This is a genomic window from Gilliamella sp. A7 (assembly GCF_002142015.1).
In the GTDB taxonomy this organism is placed as follows: Bacteria; Pseudomonadota; Gammaproteobacteria; order Enterobacterales; family Orbaceae; genus Gilliamella; species Gilliamella apis_A.
This window is the reverse complement of the sequence record NZ_NASN01000017.1, coordinates 1-18490: the sequence shown is the minus strand read 5'-3', so window position 1 is coordinate 18490 and position 18490 is coordinate 1. Positions and strand designations below refer to the sequence as shown.

The following is an 18490-nucleotide window of genomic DNA, read 5'->3' as shown; positions in this document are numbered from 1 at the left end:
ATTTTAAATTTTTGTTAAAAAATTTTGAGGAAAGGGGTTTTTGGACATAAAAAAAGAAAACTAATACAGCTTAAAACCATTTAATTATATAATAATGCATTATAAAAAAAGGTTTTCATAAAATGCAATGTAGCTATTATCAAGAAAATAAATGTTTGTCTTGTCACAAAATAAATCAACCATATAAGTCTCAACTAAATGAAAAGCAAAACCAATTAATTAAAACTTTAGCAAAGTTTAATCCTAAAGAAGTTAAAGATCCTTCTGCTAGTCCTGAGCTAGGTTTTCGCAATAAAGCTAAAATGGCGGTGTTAGGTACGGTTGAAAAACCTATATTAGGTATTCAAAATGATAACCAGATCATTGATCTGTGTGATTGTCCGCTTTATAGCGTAAATATGCAAAGTATTCTAAAAATGGTTCGCACCTATATCCGTAAACAAGGATTGGTTCCTTATAATATTAATAAGCGGAAAGGGGAGCTAAAATTTGTCATTATTACCGAAAGTGTTATCGATGATAAAAGCCACTTTATGCTGCGATTTGTGTTAAAATCTCATAAATTTGTCGACAAGATAAGCAATAGTTTGCAAAATTTACTTGATAAGATAAATAATCTACAAGTCGTATCGATTAATATTCAACCTAATCATGCCGCTATATTAGAAGGTAATGAAGAGTTAATTTTAACAGATAATCCTTTTCTAGAATTTAGGTTAAATAGCATACCACTTTATATAAAATCAAAAAGCTTCTTTCAAACAAATAGCTATATTGCTGAAAAACTATATAAAACGGCAAGTGATTGGCTGGCTAATTTAGATGTAAATTCTATATGGGATCTCTTTTGTGGTGTGGGTGGATTTGGTTTGCATTGTGTTCGTCATGCCAATAAGGATAATATTCAATTAACAGGAATTGAAATTAGTTCTGATGCTATTGAATGCGCATCGAAATCTGCTAAACAACTAGGTTATGACAAACTTAATTTTCAATCATTAGATGCCACTAAATATGCAACGCATCAAGACCAGACACCTGATTTAGTTTTACTTAATCCACCAAGACGAGGGGCAGGTAGAGAACTGGTCGAATACTTGGAAAATATACAACCTAACTATATTTTATATTCAAGTTGTAATTTGTCATCATTAGCACAAGATCTACAATTGTTGACTAATTACCAAATGACCAAAGTACAATTGTTTGATATGTTCCCTCATACATCTCATATGGAAGTATTAGTTTTATTAGAAAAAAATCAGATAAATCATTACTAATAAAAGGAGAATCAGTTGTTTTATCAGGCAAATCGGGTATAGGTAAATCAACACTTTTTAAAATAATATCTGGTCTTTATCCATATTATGATGGAGTGGTCAAGGTTCCTAAATTTAAGAAACTTTTTTTATCACAAAATGCTTACTTTCCTATGGGAGGATTGGCTCATGCAGTAAGTTATCCAGAACCATTGTTTGAGAAGGATCTTACTGTTATTAAACAACTACTGTTTGATGTGGGTTTTTCTTCTGAAAATATTGATAAAAATTTACTTAATGATAATTTAAATACACTTTCTGGTGGCGAAAAACAACGTTTAGTTATTGCGAGAATTTTAATGCATAAACCGGATTGGATTTTTATGGATGAAACCACCAATGCTTTAGATAAAGTAGCCGAAAAGCAATTGTTAAAATTGTTACAAACTAACTTACCGAGAAGTAGTTTTATTATAATTTCTCATAGTGATATATCGGACTACTTTAATAAGTGTTATCAATTAAATTTATCGTGATGTTAAAAACAGATTATTTAACTAAAAATTAAAACAAATCAAGGAGTAATCATGGCTGAGTCTAAAAATGATGTGGTGCAAAAAACCATAGATGATTTACATGAAACAATGCAAACTATCATACTGTCAACAATCACCGAAATAGGAGAGGTTGATACAAGTTATTCACCTTATTTCTTTGACGGTAATGACTATTACATCTTAATTTCAGACTTAGCACCACATAGTAAAAATATCAAAGCTAATTCAAACATATCTTTTTTAATTATCGATGATGAATCTAATACTAAGAATATTTATGCTCGTAGAAGATTGTCTTTCCATGCTTCGGCAACTATTGTCGAAAGAGGATCTGAACAGTTTGATTCTGTTGTCGATCTGCTAGCTAAAAAAGTGAGCAAAATGGTTTATATGTTAGCTGAAATGAATGATTTTAATTTATTCAAATTAACCCCGAAAGAGGGTAGATTAGTAGTTGGTTTTGGTAAAACCTATATTATCGATCCACAAAATAAAACGGTAACACCAGTAGATGAAGATTATGTCGCTAAGCAAAAACAACAATCTACTAATTAAGATCATTATCTAAGTATAGTTTATTTTATTGCCATTATTTATTAACTCAGTAATGGCTTTTTCATCACGCCACTTTTTGCTTGAATGTTTTAAATAATAGTTTTTTTATTTTCGATTGAGGATTCATATTCTTAAAATAGCTTCACTCAATCAAGAAAACAGCCTATATAAAGCAGTAAACTATGTTAAAATTAAGCCAACACAAACTAAATTTAGGATAGTTAATATTATGGTTCCTGATGTTTCGAAAGCACTTAGTTGGTTAGAAAAACATTATACTATTTTACAAGGCATTCAAAGAGGCCTTGAACGTGAGACATTACGGATTTTGCCTGATGGATCTTTATCAAAAACGCCGTTTCCTGAAAAAATTGGCGCAGCATTAACTCATCCATGGATAACGACTGACTTTGCTGAATCTTTATTAGAGTTTATTACTCCAGTTAACACCAATATCGATTATATGTTAACTTTTTTACAAGATTTACACCGTTATGCTAGTGTAAATATTGGTGATGAGTTAATGTGGCCACTGAGCATGCCTTGTTTCGTTGCCAAAGAAGATGACATTATCTTAGCTCAATATGGAAAATCTAATGAAGGACGTCTTAAAACGGTCTATCGTGAAGGTTTAAAAAATCGTTATGGCGCTATGATGCAAACTATTTCAGGGGTTCACTATAACTTTTCATTACCGATGGCATTTTGGCAAGCAAGAGATGGTGTTAAAAACAGTGAAGAGGGTAAAGCGGTTATTTCGGAAGGTTATTTCACTCTAATTCGCAATTACTACCGTTTTGGTTGGGTTATCCCTTATCTATTTGGTGCATCGCCATCAATGTGCTCGTCATTTATTCAAGATCCAGAAAAAGCAAAAGCTTTCATCGAACAAACTAATGGTAACTGCTATTTACCTTATGCCACATCATTACGATTGAGTGATATTGGTTATACCAATAATGCCCAGAAACAATTAGGGATCACCTTTAATCATCTAGATACTTATGTTGAAGGTTTAAAGCGGGCTACCAAGACAAAATCAGCCGATTTTGGCAAATTAGGCATTAAGGTTGATGGCCATTATCGACAATTGAATGATAATGTATTACAAATTGAGAATGAGTTTTATGCGCCAATTCGACCGAAACGAGTTCCAAGATCTGGTGAATCGCCATCCGATGCTTTACTACGTGGTGGCATAGAATATATAGAAGTTCGAGCTCTGGATGTTAATCCATTTTCACCAATTGGTATTACTGAGGAACAAATTCGATTTATCGACCTATTTTTAATCTGGTGTGCTTTAGCGCCTGCTCCTGAAATGAGTAGTGCAGAGCTAGAATGTGCAAAATTAAATTGGAATAGAGTGATTATTGAAGGCCGTAAACCAGGATTAGAAATAGGATTAGGTTGTGATACCTATCGACAACCGTTAGCTAAAGTTGGACATGAACTTTTCAAAGATTTACTTCGAGTCGCCGATGTACTCGATCATCAAGACAACAAACAACAATATCGAAAAGTTTGTGAACGGCTTGATCTTATGTTTGATCAACCTGAATTGACACTATCGGCGAGAACGTTAGCCGCGATTAGTGATTTGGGAACAGCCAAATTTGGCTTAGCATTAGCTACTCAATATAAAAAACAACTTAGCTCAGAGCCTTTATCTGTTCTGACAGACCATGATTTTAATCAGCAACGAATGTTATCGATTGAAAAACAACAGAAAATAGAACAAAATGACACTATGTCATTTGATGAATATCTAAAAGAAAAAATGAACAGCTAAAATGTTTAAGCATCGCGATTATACATTACGATATCAAGGAAAAAGTGATGTTGAATTAATATTACCAAACCATAAAATTATGCATGACAAACCGTTAATCGACCAAAAATCTTTTTCGGTTTTGGTTTGGAATATTTTTAAACAAAAAAGAGCGGATTGTATTAATATCCTTGAGCAATATGCTGATCAAACTAAGTTAATATTATTACAAGAAGCTCAAACCACGCCACAATTATTAAACTTTATTGCTCAATATAATAAAATTGCTGATCATGTTCCAGCCTATAGTTTAAATGATATTCATGCTGGAGTAATGACCATAACCGATACAACACCAACGCAAATTTTATCTTTTAGAGAAAGAGAACCATTCATTCGTGTATCAAAATCAGCACTAATTACTCTTTATCCAATTAAAAATTCAACGCAACAACTATTGGTTGCTAATATTCATGCTATTAATTTTAGTTTAGGCGTGAAAGTTTACCGCCAACAAATTTATATATTATTGAATTACATCAAGCAACATCATGGGCCAGTAATTTTGGCGGGCGACTTTAATGCCTGGAGTCGGCAACGATTGAGCTTACTTTATCATTTGATTCGTTCTATAAATCTTAAACCAGTTAATTTCCCAATTGATATAAGAAAAACGTTTTTAGGTAGGCCACTGGATTTTGTTTTTTATCGGGGTTTGAAGCTTGATGCGGCTAATATACTCAGTACAGCCACATCAGATCATAATCCATTATTTGTGAAATTTAAATTGGATTAGAATTGACCAAATTGATCGTTAATATATCACCTTCTTTAACTCGCATATTTTTTAATTTGTTCCATTGTAAAAGATCGGTGATTTTAACTCGGTAATTTTTAGCGATAGTATAAAGGTTATCGCCCGCTTTAACTTGATAAGTAATCTGCTTTTTGCCACCGTTCAACATTGATTTAGTATCTTTGGCATTGGTACCTGTATATTGAATAGTGGTAGATTTAATCTCAAACGGCATATTGTTATGCGGAACGTCTTCTAAAAGTTCAGTTACTTGATTAACAACTAAATTTTCACGTTTTAACTTTTTAAATAGTTTATCTGCATGGGAATAAGGTACCAGTAGATGGAAAGGACCATTCACTGTTTGTTGTACATAACCGGCATTGTAAGTCATTAAATCATTAAGTGATAATTCTGAATATTGCGCTATTTTAGCCAACGAAACGTTTTTGGACATATCGATTCTAACTAATGAATTTTCATAATTACAATCAGGTAATTTAATACCATACTGTTTATTGTTTTTAACAATATCAATAATAGCTAATATTTTCGGTACATAATGCATTGTTTCTACTGGTAGTTCTAACGACCAATAATCAGTTGATAATCCTTTAGCTTTATTTTTATCAATAGCTCTTTGAATTCGACCTTCACCTGCATTATATGCAGCTAGTGCTAATAACCAATCGCCTTTAAATCGATTATTAAGATTTTGTAATAAAGAGATTGCTGAACCAGTTGATGCAATTAGATCTCGACGGCCATCAAAATTACTGTTGTTTTTTAAGCCATATTCTTTAGCAGTAATAGGTACAAATTGCCATAGACCAGCAGCTTTAGCAGGCGAGGTAGCTAAAGGGTCGTAAGCACTTTCTATTAATGGAATTAAAGCTAGTTCAACCGGTAATTTGTTTTTTCGTAACTGATTAATGATGTAATATACATAAGGCTCAGATCGTAACGCAATATTTTCAAATCCTTTCGGATTACGTAATAAACGTTCGCGTTCGGCAACAACTCGGCTATTATTCGGAACGTTAACATTAATTTGCGTTAACATATAATGCCAAGGATTTTGCGTAACTGAAGCGTAATTAACACCACCACTTTTAACGCTAGAATTAACTATTGATTTAGTATTATATTTTTTTGAGCTAGCGTTGTATCGTGAATCATGATTTTGACACGCCGCTAAAAAAGCACATAACACTATAAATATTAATAATTTTTTCATTAGATTATAAGTTAGGACATTAATTTAAGCTGGCTATTATACCTAAAAAATGACCTTTTGGCTCCTAAAAAAAGCAAACAGCTCTAACTCACTGTTACAATTAAATTTATTTTGTAAGGGTTTTTCCTCACAACGTAAAAATAAGTTAATCTGTTTTTCTTTGGTTAACATAGAAGGCAAAGTTATTTTCTTTTTGCAAATAAAATCATGATACTCATGGATTACTTGATCCTCTGGAACCAGCATTTGAGCAAAATCTAAATTAGTTAAGGTATATTCATGTCCTGCACAAATAAGGGTATCATCAGGTAACTGCTTTAATTTATTCAGCGAATTTAGCATTTGTTTATAATCACCTTCAAAAATCCTACCACAACCAGCAGAAAATAAAGTATCACCACAAAATAAGTATGGCTGACAATAATAAGCTAAATGTCCTAATGTATGTCCCGGCACTGAAATAATCTCAAATTGAAAATCACCAATCAATAATTTATTGATCTTTTCAAGATGGTTAATCTGCAAATTAATTTCACTTGGCCCATAAGCTTCAATATCGGGATAAGACACTTTTAGTTCAGTTACCCCACCTGTGTGATCGATATGGTGATGAGTGAGTAAAATCGCAAGGGGGGATAAGTGAGATTTTTTTAGAAAACTTAGTACTGGAGCAGCTTCACCCGGATCTATAATAACTACCTGTTTATTAGCATTTTCAAGTAACCAAATATAGTTATCTTTTAAAGCAGGAATAGTATGTAGCTGATACATTGTTATTATACCTTTATTTTATCGGGTTAATCAGTTAATGATGCTTCAAAAATAGTATCGTGTAAGGTTGGTGATTCAGCTTGCGTTTTAGCAATAACATCACAGCGTTCGTTCTCAATATGGCCTGCATGACCTTTTACCCAAATCCATTCGATAGTATGTAGCTTGGCTAGTTCATCTAAACGTTGCCATAAATCAACGTTTTTCACGGGTTGTTTTTTGGCGGTTCTCCAGCCGTTTTTTTTCCACCCATGAATCCAATTCGAAATACCATTGCGTAAATATTGGCTGTCAGAATAAAGCTTAATTTGACAGGGTTCTTTGACCAATTCTAACGCTACAATTGCAGCAAGTAGTTCCATACGATTATTAGTGGTGTTAAAATAACCTTGAGCAAGTATTTTTTCATTTTGTTTGTATTTTAAAATAGCTGCATATCCACCGGGTCCTGGATTACCCAAACAAGATCCATCAGTGAATATTTCAATATTTTTTTGCATATTTGACCTAATTTATAAACATTTATCGTGATTCTTTTCAAGAAATTTTGACTTAATATAAATATTAAGAAAACATTATTAATAATTTTATCAATCATTGACTAAAACAGTGTAGGTATCAACATCAGAGCGTTTTGGTGTTAGACTATACCACTAATTTGTTAAATTCCCAATTATAGATAAAGAAGAGTATATTGTGATAACACATTCAACCCGCCAAATTGTATTAGATACAGAAACTACAGGTATGAATCAAGACGGTAATAATCATTATGAAGGTCATAAGATTATTGAGATTGGTGCAGTTGAGGTATTAAATCGACGATTAACAGGAAATCATTTCCATGTTTACATCAATCCAGAACGCTTAATTGATGAAGAAGCCTTTAAAGTTCATGGTATCAGTGATGAATTTGTTAAAGACAAACCGATTTTTAAAAATATTGCACATGATTTTATTAAATTTATAGATGGTGCTGAATTAGTTATTCATAACGCCTCGTTTGACGTTGGCTTTATGGACTATGAGTTTCGTCTTTGTGGGTTAGACTATAAAACAGCTGATCACTGTATTGTTACCGATACATTAGCTATGGCTCGCCGTCTTTTCCCTGGTAAACGTAATAATTTGGATGCATTGTGCGAGCGTTATCAAATTGATAATTCACATCGTACCTTACATGGAGCCTTACTGGATGCTGAAATACTTGCTGAAGTTTATTTAGCAATGACCGGAGGACAAACCACTTTGGCATTTAGTTCGGACGATAATTTATCTTCATCAATGACGAATAATGCCGTGAAAAAAATTGAACGTAGTGGAATACCGCTAACAGTAATTAAAGCTAATGAAGCAGAATTAGCTGCGCATGATTCAATTTTAGAAAAAATTGATAAAAAAAGTGGTGGAGCGCTTTGGAAAGTGCATTAAATGATTGTTTTCTATTCAATTGAACATAATTTTTAAAATTTATATTGACGAAAATAATAATAATCTTTAATATCACGCCTACTTTAATCTTCTGCATTAAAGAGTCTAAAAAGCGGAGCGGTAGTTCAGTTGGTTAGAATACCTGCCTGTCACGCAGGGGGTCGCGGGTTCGAGCCCCGTCCGTTCCGCCAATTTCTAAAGAATTTCAAGCAATCAAACACCTCATAAGTGTTAATTTTTTATTTCGATAGTCTTTCGTCAACCTTTCGATATTTATAAAGTAATAATTGAACTGACGGTTATTATGTCTAAAGATGATAGTGAACAGTTGTGTCGTGAAGTTACATAAAAAATTGATGTCAATTTATGAAAATGATACCAATTAATTATACAAATCTATTTAACTATAAGGTTTTATTCTATGTCTGTTGTAGCAAGCGTTATTGGAGGAATTGTAAGTATTATTGGAGTTATATTGTCTTATCTTACTTTTCTTAAAGCAAATCAAGATAGAGTAATTTTAGCATATGATTACATAAAAATCCTTAATGAGGATATGAAAAAGTATGTAGAGTTTATTAGTGATTCAATCAAAATATGTGAAGCCGGTATTGGAACAGATAATTATAACAAGTTTATGCTTAAAACAAGATTACTGGATAGCTATTTATCATATTTTATTTATAAAAAAGAGCACGCCGTATTGGCAAATCTTAAGCTCCATAAAGATTATAAAAAACTAATTTCTGATAAAGAAAAAATTGTAAGCGAAATAAGAAATAGAATTTTTAATTCAAGAAATAAATATCGCGAAGACAAAAACTGTAACATGATGATAGATATAACGGATCTTAATCATTTTAAATGTATATATTCTGATATCAGGGGAATAATTAATACTTATCAAAGAAATTTGAATTTGCCACAAATAAACAAATAGATGGAAATAAGTGACTATTCAGCTAATATATTAGTTTTTAAGATAACTCAAATTTGCATTATTGCTAATGTATTGATTTAGTGTCTTAATTGATACTATCTATGATAGAGGTTATTTCTTGACCGAAGGCGGAATTCTGTCTAAGCTCGTAAAATGGCTTTGACTTTTTTAGATACAGTTAATAGTCTTCTTGTTCCTCATCTTTTGCTTTAATGATTATAACTTAAAGTTAGGGTCATTAGTTGATTTAATTACTTTGATTGGATTACTATGCTTTAACCCAAAACAAACATCATTAGCAATAAACCATTCCACCTAATCCCTGATACTAAAATTAGGAGATTATTTCACTGTCTTTTGAAAAGTCATCAAGCACTTTATGAGCATATACAACAAGCCTAGCGAGCTTAAAGCTTGCACACTTAGCTAAAACGTAATCCATTCTGAGTCATGTGTAGAACTCAGCTCAAATATGAACTAGCCACAGTCGTTAGACCACATAATTCCACATAAACTAGAACAAGCATTAATAACTAAAGACCAAGTAAAGATTATCAAAGCACAAAAAATGTTCTGCAAAGGTGATTTAGATTCTAAATAAGGGCAATATCACGTTAAGAAACTAGCTTAGCCATAATATTTCGATTTAAATTTTCTATAGCTACTTATATCTAGTCTTTCTCTAAAGAATATGGTTAGAGCTTAATAGTTCTGTCATTTGATATTTAGTGGTAACTTTCTCTATCTATTTATGTTATCTTCAACAATTATTTACGCAAATTAAAGTTATTCGAATTGATTTAAATATGTTAAAGAAATCGCTATTTATTTTTCTAGGAGGGCTTTCCTTTGTATTAGGAACAGTAGGCATTTTTGTTCCTATTTTACCTACTGTACCTTTTTATTTGCTTACTGCATATCTATGGTTAAACAGTTCTGATCGCCTATATAACTATTTTACCCAAACTCGTTATTATCAGACCTATGTGCAGAAAATGCTTATCGAGAAAAAAGTATCAAAAAAAGGATTGATAAAAATGTTAACCATGGTTTTCATCATTTTATTTATTCCATTTATTTTATTTGATTCTTTGCATGTCAGAATTATTTTAGCAATAGTCTTCTTTGCACATGTTATTTTTGGTGGGTATTATTTTCTCAAGAAGAGATAATATAGTTGTTGGTAGGAATAAAATTACAGGGCAAATAAGTTACCCTGTAACAATTACTTAGTAATATAGTGAGATAACTGATAACTATTTAAGACTTTTTTTAATCTCAATAGCTAATAATGGGTTCCACATTGCACCTGTAGCACTCATTACCGCATCAGCGCCATTTTGAATAAACTGATGATAATGTTCACTATTGCTGACACCACCAACGCCAATAATGGCAAAATTTAAATCTAGTTGTTGACGATATTTTGCCAAACGACTCACCATATCAAGTCCAGCCCAACGGATTGCATCACCACATATACCACCTTCTTTGCGGTTTTCGCCTAGTGCTGGATGTCCACTTGCATCTACCGGTTTCGCCGAAAGGGTATTAATAGTACTCAATCCGTCAATAATTTTTCCGACACGAGTTAATAGAGATATAATGCGTTCATCATCAGGAAAATAGGCTAATTTTAAAATAAGAGGGCGATCTGGTACCGCATTCTTAATTTCATTCACAATTCGTTCTACTTTATCGACATCAAAACACAGTAGTTTACTTGCCCCTTCATTTGGACAACTCAAATTAGCTTCTAATATAGGTGCATTAGTTTCTCTTACTAATTTAGCCGCTAAAGCATAATCTTTTTCTATCTCACCATTACCTTGAGTACCTTGAAAACTACCAATCACACATTGTCCAACGCCAGCCGCATTTACCGCATCAGCCATATCAGGTTGCCAAATATCAGGTGCAAACGATGGCACACCAAAGGAGTTAGTAATTGATAAAGGTTGATCATAGTTTCTATCTGCTAACACAGTATCTAGGTTAGGTGATAACTTACCGTTAGGATGAACAGATAAAACATTCGGTAATGGATGACATTTGTGAAACTTGGTTCTAACCGTTTTATAAACACATAAGTCAAATCCATAAGCAAAAGCAGCTTTGATATAATTAGCATTTAGTAACGGACCTGCAGGTTGACCAAATGGAAGATTAACATCGACATTTAAAAATTTTGTTGGTTTAGTTGCGACCTGCTCAGCCTTATCTAATTCAGCAAAAAGTCCAAAAGGGCCTTGAGCATAATTATCTTCGTAACTTATGCTTGGATTATAAAAAGGGATCAAAGGTTTCATGCTATCTCCTGTCTATGGCTATTTTTGATGTGATTTTGGTTTAAAATTTGATATAAATTCGAAAAGTTAAAGTTGCAGACATAAAAAATCCTCCATAAAGGAGGATCAATATTCAAAAGAAAAAGATAATTCAATTTTATTTTTGCTATTGGTCTGTGTGTTTGAACCCCAATCATAATCAAATTCTCTTTTCTAAAATTGCTAAGCATTCTAGCCGAATATAAATAAAGTTCAAGTGCTATATTGATAAAAATATATAAGTAAATGAAATAGTTACAGTGTTTTTTTTTAGACTGTTAGGCTTGAAATCGTTTTATAAGTCAACAAATACCGCAAAAAATGAACATTCATTTTTTGAGATTTGACAATTTTTGCCATTAACTCTCTAAAAATATTTGATATTTTTCTGTCGAAAAAATGATATTTTTTGACTAATGAAACTTATGTAAGTGGAGAATAGTAACTTGAAATGGTATTATGCTCGCCAAAATTTTAATTTGAATATTAATGATTAGGTATTAAAGATGAAAAAAGATATTTTCAAATCAGTAACTTTACCCAATGGAGTGGCACTAAAAAATCGCATTATGATGGCACCTATGACCACTTGCTCAGGGTTTTATGAAGGATCAGTCACCAATGATTTAATCGAATATTATCGAGCAAGAGCCGGAGAAATAGGCACAATTATCGTTGAATGTGGCTTTGTTGACAATAAAGGATTAGCCTTCCCTGGTGCAATCGGTCTAGATAGCGATGATAAAATTGAAGGTCTTGCTAAAATAGCTCAAGCTATTAAAGAAAAAGGTTCAAAAGCAGTTATTCAAGTTTATCATGGCGGTAGAATGGTTGAACCAAAACTCATTGGTGGTCAAACACCTGTTGGTCCAAGTGCTATTGCCGCCCCAAGACCGGGAGCAGCTACACCGATTGAATTAACTGCAGATGAAGTTGATCAAATGGTTGATAAGTTTGGTCAAGCAGTACGTCGAGCTATCCAAGCTGGTTTTGATGGCGTGGAAATTCATGGTGCGAATACTTATTTGATTCAACAATTTTATTCACCAAATTCCAATCAACGAAATGATAAATGGGGTGGCAGTCGTGACAATCGAGCTCAATTTCCATTAGCGGTTTTAGATATTACCTATAATATGGTCAAACAGCATGCAAACTCAGACTTTATTGTTGGTTATCGTTTTTCACCAGAAGAAATAGAAGAGCCGGGAATTCGTTTTGATGATTCAATGTATTTACTTGAAAAGCTTGCTGAGAAGGGCTTAGATTACATTCACTTTTCAATGGGGGCAATTTTAAGACCTTCTATAGTTGATACTCAAGATCCAACACCATTAATTAATAAATATATAGCAATGCGTTCAGAAACTTTAGCTAAAATCCCAGTTGTTGGGGTGGGCAACGTTGTTAATGAAAGCGATGTTAGAGCTGCATTAGATAATGGATTTGACTTTGTTGCCGTTGGTCGAGCGTGTATTGCTTATCCAGATTGGACTGATCGCATCATGAAAGGTGAAAAATTAGAACTATTCATCAATAGTGATAAACGAGAAGAACTTAATATTCCCGAACCTTTGTGGCATTTTTCACTTGTCGAAAGTTTAATTCGTGATGTGAATTTAAATGTTAAAAAGTTTAAACCTGGTAATTATCAAGAAAAAGTTAATGATGAGTCTTATGAATTTGTGATTAATGTTGAGCTTGGTAAAGATTTTATCAAAGATATGCAATTAGTTAATGCCAATAATTTTGATAATGAGGTATTAAATAATTTTTCAGAAATTAAGCATCGCATTATTGAGTCAAATAGTCCTCATGTAGATGCGATTTCTGGTGCTACATCACAAAGTGAAGCCTTCAAAAAAGCAGTTACTAAGGCGATGGCTCAATCAAACAAAGAAGCGATTATTGCTGAAGGTGGTGATCCAAATGCTAAAGCCTATGATGTCGTTGTTGTCGGTAGTGGTGGTGCCGGTCTTGCTGCAGCGATTCAAGCCCATGATCTTGGTGCTAGTGTAGCTGTGATTGAAAAAATGTCAGTTATTGGCGGTAATACCAATAAAGCTTCAGCAGGTATGAATGCTGCGGAAACCAAATTCCAAAAACTTAAAGGTATTGTCGATAGTAAAGATCTGTTTTATCAAGAAACCATGATTGGTGGTAAAAATAAAAATAATCCAGAACTATTACGCTATTTTGTTGAAAATGCCCCTGATGCTATTGATTGGTTAGATAATAACGGTATTGAACTCAGCGGTATTACAACTACTGGTGGTATGAGTATTGATCGTACTCATCGTCCAGCGAGTGGTGCTGCTGTCGGCGGTTTTTTAATTAGTGGTTTAGTTAAAAACATTAACCGACGTGGCATTGAAGTAATGCTTGATTGTAATGTTACTGAAATTATTACTGAAAATCATAAAGTTGTTGGTGTTAAAGTGACTGAGGAAGATGGTTCAATACAAACCATAAAAGCTAAAGCAGTTATAATTGCTACCGGTGGTTTTAGTGCCAATCATGAAATGGTTGAAAAATATCGTCCAGATCTTAAAGGATTTGTCACCACCAATCACAAAGGAGCAACTGGCTCTGGTATTATGATTTTAGAAAAATTAGGTGCCGGAACAGTGGATATGAAAGAAATTCAAATTCATCCGACTGTTGAGCAGACTACATCTTACTTAATTTCTGAATCAATTCGTGGTGGTGGTGCGATTTTAGTATCACAAAAAGGTGAACGTTTTGTTAATGAATTAAATACACGTGATAAAGTTTCTGCCGAAATCATTAAGTTGCCTGAACATTATTCGTATATTTTATTTGATCAACAAATTCGCGATGAAAATAAATCTGTTGAGGAATATGTATCGCAAGATCTAACTGTACAAGCTGATTCAATTAATGAGTTAGCACAAAAACTGTCAATTGATGCGAATATCTTACATAAAACCATTGAACGATATAATCATTTTGTTAATAACAAACAAGATGAAGATTTTGGCCGAACTACTGGTTTACGTCATCCAATTGATAAAGCACCTTTTTATGCGATCAAAATTGCTCCAGGTATTCATCATACTATGGGTGGGGTAACGATTAATACTGAAACCCAAGTTCTTGATACCGAGAAAAATGTTATCAGTGGGGTATTTGCGGCTGGTGAAGTTGTTGGTGGTGTACATGGCGCCAATCGTATCGGTGGTAACGCCGTAGCTGATATTATCATTTTTGGTATGCAAGCAGGTAAACAAGCTACAGATTATATTCATCAATAACTGAATAGCAATTTTTTGAATGTATCATTCACGCTATGAATATACTCAAGCTATGATGGGAACAACGGTATCATTAATGCTTTTTGAGCCTAATGAAACCGTTGTACAACATGTTTTTAATACCATTAATCAGCTTGAAAATAAATTAACGGTTAATAGACCCGTATCGGAAGTTATGTCAATAAACAATGCGGCAGGAAAGCATCCGATAAGAGTTAGTCATGCCGTTTATTCGCTTATTGAGCAAGCTTGGAAAGTCAGTTTAATGCCAGATAGTTGCTTTAATGTTGCAATTGGCCCATTAGTTAAACTTTGGAAGATTGGTTTTTCTGGACATCAGGTCCCCGATCCCGAGCAAATTGTTGAAAAAAGATCTTTGATTGATCCTAATGATATTGAATTAGATCCTAAATCTTGTTCGGTATTTTTAAAAAAAGCAGATATGGAGATTGATTTAGGTGCAATAGCCAAAGGTTATATTGCCGATGTGATTAAACTTGTTTTGCAACAGCATCAAGTTTATCAGGCAATAATAAACTTAGGAGGTAATGTGCTAACTATAGGCGACTCACCCATTGACGCTGAAGGTTATTGGCATATAGGGTTAAAAAAACCCTTTTCCTCAGTCGAAAATGAGTTATTCGGTCTTATTAAAGTAAAAAATAAATCTGTTGTTACATCGGGAATTTACGAACGTTACTTTATTGAAAACCAACATGTTTATCATCACATTCTGGATTCTAAAACGGGTTATCCCTTAAATAATGAGTTAGATAGTATTACCGTTATTTCGGATACATCCCTTGAGGGTGATATTTATTCAACAATCTTATATGGATTTGGTACTGAAAAGACTAAACAATTATTGAAAAATCAGCAAAATTTATCTGCTATATTTTTATTGAAGGATAAAACAATAAAGATAGTCAATCCAGATAATTTTGTTTTTGAACTGCTCAATAAAGAATATGAAGTAATCTAAATATTACGAATAAAATAAAGATTTTACAAATTATATCATTTCATTATCAATTTGATTAAATTGATATTTAATTTAAAAGGAAATATTATGAGTACAGTAAAAAAACCGCCAGTTAAATGGCTTCCTCTTATTATTATTGCAGGGATATCGGCAATATTATGGCTTTTTATATCTCCACCAGAAGGTATTAGTGTAGAAGGTTGGCGAACAAGTATTATATTTGTAGCAACCATCGCCTGTATCGTGGCAGAAATCATGCCTATAGGCGCAATTGGATTATTAGCTATTACGGTATTTGCTGTTCTAAGACCATCAGGAGCAACAACCGCAGCCGAGTCAGTCAAAATATCATTAAGTGAATTAAACAGTAGCTTAATTTGGTTGATTGTTATCGCGTTTATGATAGCTCGTGGGTTTATAAAAACCGGTTTAAGTAAACGTATTGCTTATTTTTTAGTTAAAATTTTAGGTAAAAATACCTTAGGTTTAGCCTATGGATTATCAGTAACCGATGTTGCTTTAGCACCAGCTATTCCAAGTACTACGGCTCGAGCAGGTGGTGTAATTTATCCAATTGCTGAAGCATTAGCAATCAACTTTAATTCAAATCCTAAAGATGAGTCAAGAAATCGTATTGGTACTTTTTTAATGCTAACCATAAGTCACGTTAACGACATTACTTCGGCAATGTTTTTAACAGCTTTTACTGGTAATTTATTAGCAGCAAAATTAGTGACTTCATCTCTTGGTATCACTTTGGGGTGGGGACAATGGTTTATTGCGGCAATTGTTCCTTGTTTAGTGTCATTTATTGTGATTCCTTTAGTTATTTATTTCTTAACTAATCCAGAATTGAAAAAAACACCTGAAGCACCAAAATTAGCTGCTGAAGAGCTTAAGAAAATGGGTTCAATTACCTTAAAAGAAATCATTATGGGTTCTACAGTTATTTTATTATTAGCGCTTTGGATTTTTGGTAAAAATATAGGTATCGATTCAACTACAACCGCATTTATTGGTTTAACTATTTTAATTTTAACTGGTGTATTAAGTTGGGATGATATCAAAGGCGAAAAAGCTGCTTGGGATACATTAATTTGGTTTGCTGCTTTATTAATGATGGCAGGTCAAGTCAACAAACTTGGTGTTACTAAATGGTTAGGTGATACCATTGGCTCTGCAGTGAAAGGTCATTTAGGGGATAGCAGTTGGATTTTTGTTATCATTATTTTATGCGTTGCTTATGTTTATTTACACTATTTCTTTGCTAGTGGTAATGCACATATTGCGGCTCTGTTCCCAGTGTTCTTATCCGTTGCTATTGCCTTAGGGGTACCGCAATTAATTGCTATTTTTGCCTTAGTCATTTGTACCAATTTCTTTGGTTCTCTTACCCAATTTGCTAATGCTCGAAATCCATTATTATTTGCTGAAGGCTTCGTACCGGTAAAAACTTGGTGGAAAGTAGGCTTTATTTGTAGTGTAGTTAATCTAATTATTGTTTTCACCATCGGTATTTTATGGTGGAAAATTATTGGATTAGGTTAAAACATCTATAATCTATAGTTATTGACAAATAAAAACCGCCATTTTGAAGTGCCCCCAATAGTTGGACAACCAATTACTGGGGGTCTTTTTATGTCAAAATATAGTCGAGATTTAAAAATTATCATAGCTAATGAATTCTTATCAGGAGAATCATCGGAAATTCTTTCAAAAAAATATGCGATATCTTCTCGTCAGATTCGATATTGGTCCCAAGTGGTTGCGATTCATGGGGGTAACGCCTTTCAACCAACACCTCATTTACGTCATGCCGAAGCAAGATTACAAGCACTAAAATTAATGTGGACAAATAATTGGTCTCTCGGGCACACTAGTGCTATGCTTAATTTAAGTTCCCCCGGGCTTCTATTTGTTTGGCTTGATAGATATCATAAAAAAGGTTTCCGAGGGCTTGAATATCGTTCCAGAGGAAGACCCTGTATGAAGCCCCCCCGTATTGAACCCACTCACAGTGATGACGAAAAAACAATTGAAGAATTAAAAGAGGAAATTGCTTATTTACGAGCAGAAAATGCTGTTCTAAAAAAGTTAGAAGAGCTGAAGCAAGCAAAACGACAACAAACAAAGAAAAAACGTTAGTTGTTTTAGCTCTTAAATATCAGTATTCTTTAAAACATTTGTTATCAGCAACAAAACTGGCAAAAAGTGTTTTTTATTATCATGTTAATAGGTTGAAAATGCCGTCTGTTTATGAAAATGAGTTAAAACGTATAGAATCGATTTACCATGAACATAAAGGGCGTTATGGTTATCGCCGAATTCATTTAGCGTTGATAAATGAAGGCATTAAACTCAATCATAAAACGGTACAACGCTTAATGGGTCAGCTTAATCTCAAATCGACAGTAAGACCTAAAAAATATCGTTCTTATCGTGGAGAGACCGGTAAAACAGCCGCTAATTATCTTAAAAGAGATTTTGAATCATCGAGACCGAATGAAAAATGGGTAACGGATGTCACAGAATTTAAGGTAAATGAAGAGAAAATTTACCTATCGCCCATTATCGATTTATATAATCAAG

General features: G+C 33.2%; 17 protein-coding genes and 1 tRNA gene. 14 read left to right on the top strand and 4 right to left on the bottom strand.

All coding sequences use genetic code 11. From position 1 onward, the window contains the following. Positions 1 to 122: 122 nt before the first annotated feature. The 5 genes from rlmC to B6D18_RS06180 all read left to right on the top strand — a co-directional run bounded on the left by rlmC (position 123) and on the right by B6D18_RS06180 (position 4938). Complete coding sequence (rlmC, locus tag B6D18_RS06200; RefSeq protein ID WP_086363648.1) at positions 123 to 1280, top strand: 23S rRNA (uracil(747)-C(5))-methyltransferase RlmC; 1158 nt, start codon at positions 123 to 125, stop codon at positions 1278 to 1280. After that, positions 1226 to 1795: an ATP-binding cassette domain-containing protein gene (locus tag B6D18_RS06195; protein WP_086363647.1), complete on the top strand. Its 570-nt coding sequence runs from the start codon at positions 1226 to 1228 to the stop codon at positions 1793 to 1795. Before rlmC ends, B6D18_RS06195 begins: the two co-directional genes overlap by 55 nt. Before the next feature lie 51 nt (positions 1796 to 1846). After that, positions 1847 to 2371: a HugZ family protein gene (locus B6D18_RS06190; RefSeq protein WP_086363646.1), complete on the top strand. Its 525-nt coding sequence runs from the start codon at positions 1847 to 1849 to the stop codon at positions 2369 to 2371. Positions 2372 to 2600: 229 nt separating this feature from the next. Next, positions 2601 to 4163 (top strand): glutamate--cysteine ligase, encoded by a 1563-nt coding sequence (gene gshA, locus B6D18_RS06185; protein ID WP_086363645.1) that lies wholly within the window; start codon positions 2601 to 2603, stop codon positions 4161 to 4163. Position 4164: 1 nt separating this feature from the next. Then, a complete protein-coding gene (locus B6D18_RS06180; RefSeq protein WP_086363644.1) occupies positions 4165 to 4938 on the top strand; it encodes an endonuclease/exonuclease/phosphatase family protein in 774 nt (257 codons plus the stop codon). On the opposite strand, the gene B6D18_RS06175 is transcribed toward B6D18_RS06180, so the two are convergent. From B6D18_RS06175 to rnhA, 3 genes are read right to left on the bottom strand one after another with little or no spacing between them, the layout of a single operon-like run. Then, entirely contained in the window at positions 4925 to 6175 is a 1251-nt protein-coding gene (locus tag B6D18_RS06175; RefSeq protein WP_086363643.1) for a transglycosylase SLT domain-containing protein, read from the bottom strand. The two genes, B6D18_RS06180 and B6D18_RS06175, sit on opposite strands and share 14 nt — an antisense overlap. 42 nt (positions 6176 to 6217) lie before the next feature. Continuing rightward, complete coding sequence (gloB, locus tag B6D18_RS06170) at positions 6218 to 6946, bottom strand: hydroxyacylglutathione hydrolase (RefSeq protein ID WP_086363642.1); 729 nt, start codon at positions 6944 to 6946, stop codon at positions 6218 to 6220. Between the two features lie 26 nt (positions 6947 to 6972). Further along, positions 6973 to 7446: a ribonuclease HI gene (rnhA, locus tag B6D18_RS06165; RefSeq protein ID WP_086363641.1), complete on the bottom strand. Its 474-nt coding sequence runs from the start codon at positions 7444 to 7446 to the stop codon at positions 6973 to 6975. Positions 7447 to 7642: 196 nt separating this feature from the next. On the opposite strand from rnhA, the gene dnaQ reads away from it, so the two are divergent. The 4 genes from dnaQ to B6D18_RS06145 all read left to right on the top strand — a co-directional run bounded on the left by dnaQ (position 7643) and on the right by B6D18_RS06145 (position 10489). Further along, positions 7643 to 8377, top strand: coding sequence for a DNA polymerase III subunit epsilon (gene dnaQ, locus B6D18_RS06160; RefSeq protein WP_086363640.1), 735 nt, complete (start codon positions 7643 to 7645; stop codon positions 8375 to 8377). 114 nt (positions 8378 to 8491) lie between these two features. Next, positions 8492 to 8568, top strand: a tRNA-Asp gene (locus B6D18_RS06155). A gap of 230 nt (positions 8569 to 8798) precedes the next feature. Next, positions 8799 to 9317, top strand: a complete 519-nt coding sequence (locus tag B6D18_RS06150) for a hypothetical protein (RefSeq protein ID WP_086363639.1) — start codon at positions 8799 to 8801, stop codon at positions 9315 to 9317. An 806-nt stretch (positions 9318 to 10123) separates the two neighbouring features. After that, on the top strand, positions 10124 to 10489 hold the full coding sequence (locus B6D18_RS06145; protein ID WP_086363638.1) for a YbaN family protein: 366 nt from the start codon (positions 10124 to 10126) through the stop codon (positions 10487 to 10489). An 84-nt stretch (positions 10490 to 10573) separates the two neighbouring features. On the opposite strand, the gene B6D18_RS06140 is transcribed toward B6D18_RS06145, so the two are convergent. Continuing rightward, on the bottom strand, positions 10574 to 11626 hold the full coding sequence (locus tag B6D18_RS06140) for a dihydroorotate oxidase (RefSeq protein WP_086363637.1): 1053 nt from the start codon (positions 11624 to 11626) through the stop codon (positions 10574 to 10576). Positions 11627 to 12150: 524 nt separating this feature from the next. Here B6D18_RS06140 and B6D18_RS06135 point away from each other — a divergent pair. The 5 genes from B6D18_RS06135 to B6D18_RS06115 all read left to right on the top strand — a co-directional run. Further along, positions 12151 to 14919 carry a flavocytochrome c gene (locus B6D18_RS06135; RefSeq protein WP_086363636.1) on the top strand — a complete coding sequence of 923 codons (2769 nt, stop codon included), beginning with the start codon at positions 12151 to 12153 and terminating at the stop codon, positions 14917 to 14919. 19 nt (positions 14920 to 14938) lie between these two features. Continuing rightward, entirely contained in the window at positions 14939 to 15901 is a 963-nt protein-coding gene (locus tag B6D18_RS06130; RefSeq protein WP_086363635.1) for an FAD:protein FMN transferase, read from the top strand. Between the two features lie 87 nt (positions 15902 to 15988). Continuing rightward, positions 15989 to 17449 (top strand): DASS family sodium-coupled anion symporter, encoded by a 1461-nt coding sequence (locus B6D18_RS06125; protein ID WP_086363634.1) that lies wholly within the window; start codon positions 15989 to 15991, stop codon positions 17447 to 17449. Between the two features lie 90 nt (positions 17450 to 17539). Further along, positions 17540 to 18046: a helix-turn-helix domain-containing protein gene (locus B6D18_RS06120; RefSeq protein WP_086363674.1), complete on the top strand. Its 507-nt coding sequence runs from the start codon at positions 17540 to 17542 to the stop codon at positions 18044 to 18046. Positions 18047 to 18144: 98 nt separating this feature from the next. Further along, positions 18145 to 18490 (top strand): IS3 family transposase (locus B6D18_RS06115; protein WP_144063957.1); only part of this gene is annotated, 346 nt, incomplete at its 3' end.

What these genes read in the sequence shown, in the direction of transcription:
- B6D18_RS06130 (WP_086363635.1), top strand. Translation starts at nt 14,939, where the DNA reads ATGTATCATTCACGCTATGAATATACTCAAGCTATGATGGGAACAACG.
- B6D18_RS06150 (WP_086363639.1), top strand. Translation starts at nt 8,799, where the DNA reads ATGTCTGTTGTAGCAAGCGTTATTGGAGGAATTGTAAGTATTATTGGA.
- B6D18_RS06125 (WP_086363634.1), top strand. Translation starts at nt 15,989, where the DNA reads ATGAGTACAGTAAAAAAACCGCCAGTTAAATGGCTTCCTCTTATTATT.
- B6D18_RS06145 (WP_086363638.1), top strand. Translation starts at nt 10,124, where the DNA reads ATGTTAAAGAAATCGCTATTTATTTTTCTAGGAGGGCTTTCCTTTGTA.
- gshA (WP_086363645.1), top strand. Translation starts at nt 2,601, where the DNA reads ATGGTTCCTGATGTTTCGAAAGCACTTAGTTGGTTAGAAAAACATTAT.
- B6D18_RS06180 (WP_086363644.1), top strand. Translation starts at nt 4,165, where the DNA reads ATGTTTAAGCATCGCGATTATACATTACGATATCAAGGAAAAAGTGAT.
- B6D18_RS06120 (WP_086363674.1), top strand. Translation starts at nt 17,540, where the DNA reads ATGTCAAAATATAGTCGAGATTTAAAAATTATCATAGCTAATGAATTC.
- B6D18_RS06175 (WP_086363643.1), bottom strand. Translation starts at nt 6,175, where the DNA reads ATGAAAAAATTATTAATATTTATAGTGTTATGTGCTTTTTTAGCGGCG.
- rlmC (WP_086363648.1), top strand. Translation starts at nt 123, where the DNA reads ATGCAATGTAGCTATTATCAAGAAAATAAATGTTTGTCTTGTCACAAA.
- B6D18_RS06190 (WP_086363646.1), top strand. Translation starts at nt 1,847, where the DNA reads ATGGCTGAGTCTAAAAATGATGTGGTGCAAAAAACCATAGATGATTTA.
- rnhA (WP_086363641.1), bottom strand. Translation starts at nt 7,446, where the DNA reads ATGCAAAAAAATATTGAAATATTCACTGATGGATCTTGTTTGGGTAAT.
- gloB (WP_086363642.1), bottom strand. Translation starts at nt 6,946, where the DNA reads ATGTATCAGCTACATACTATTCCTGCTTTAAAAGATAACTATATTTGG.
- B6D18_RS06135 (WP_086363636.1), top strand. Translation starts at nt 12,151, where the DNA reads ATGAAAAAAGATATTTTCAAATCAGTAACTTTACCCAATGGAGTGGCA.
- B6D18_RS06140 (WP_086363637.1), bottom strand. Translation starts at nt 11,626, where the DNA reads ATGAAACCTTTGATCCCTTTTTATAATCCAAGCATAAGTTACGAAGAT.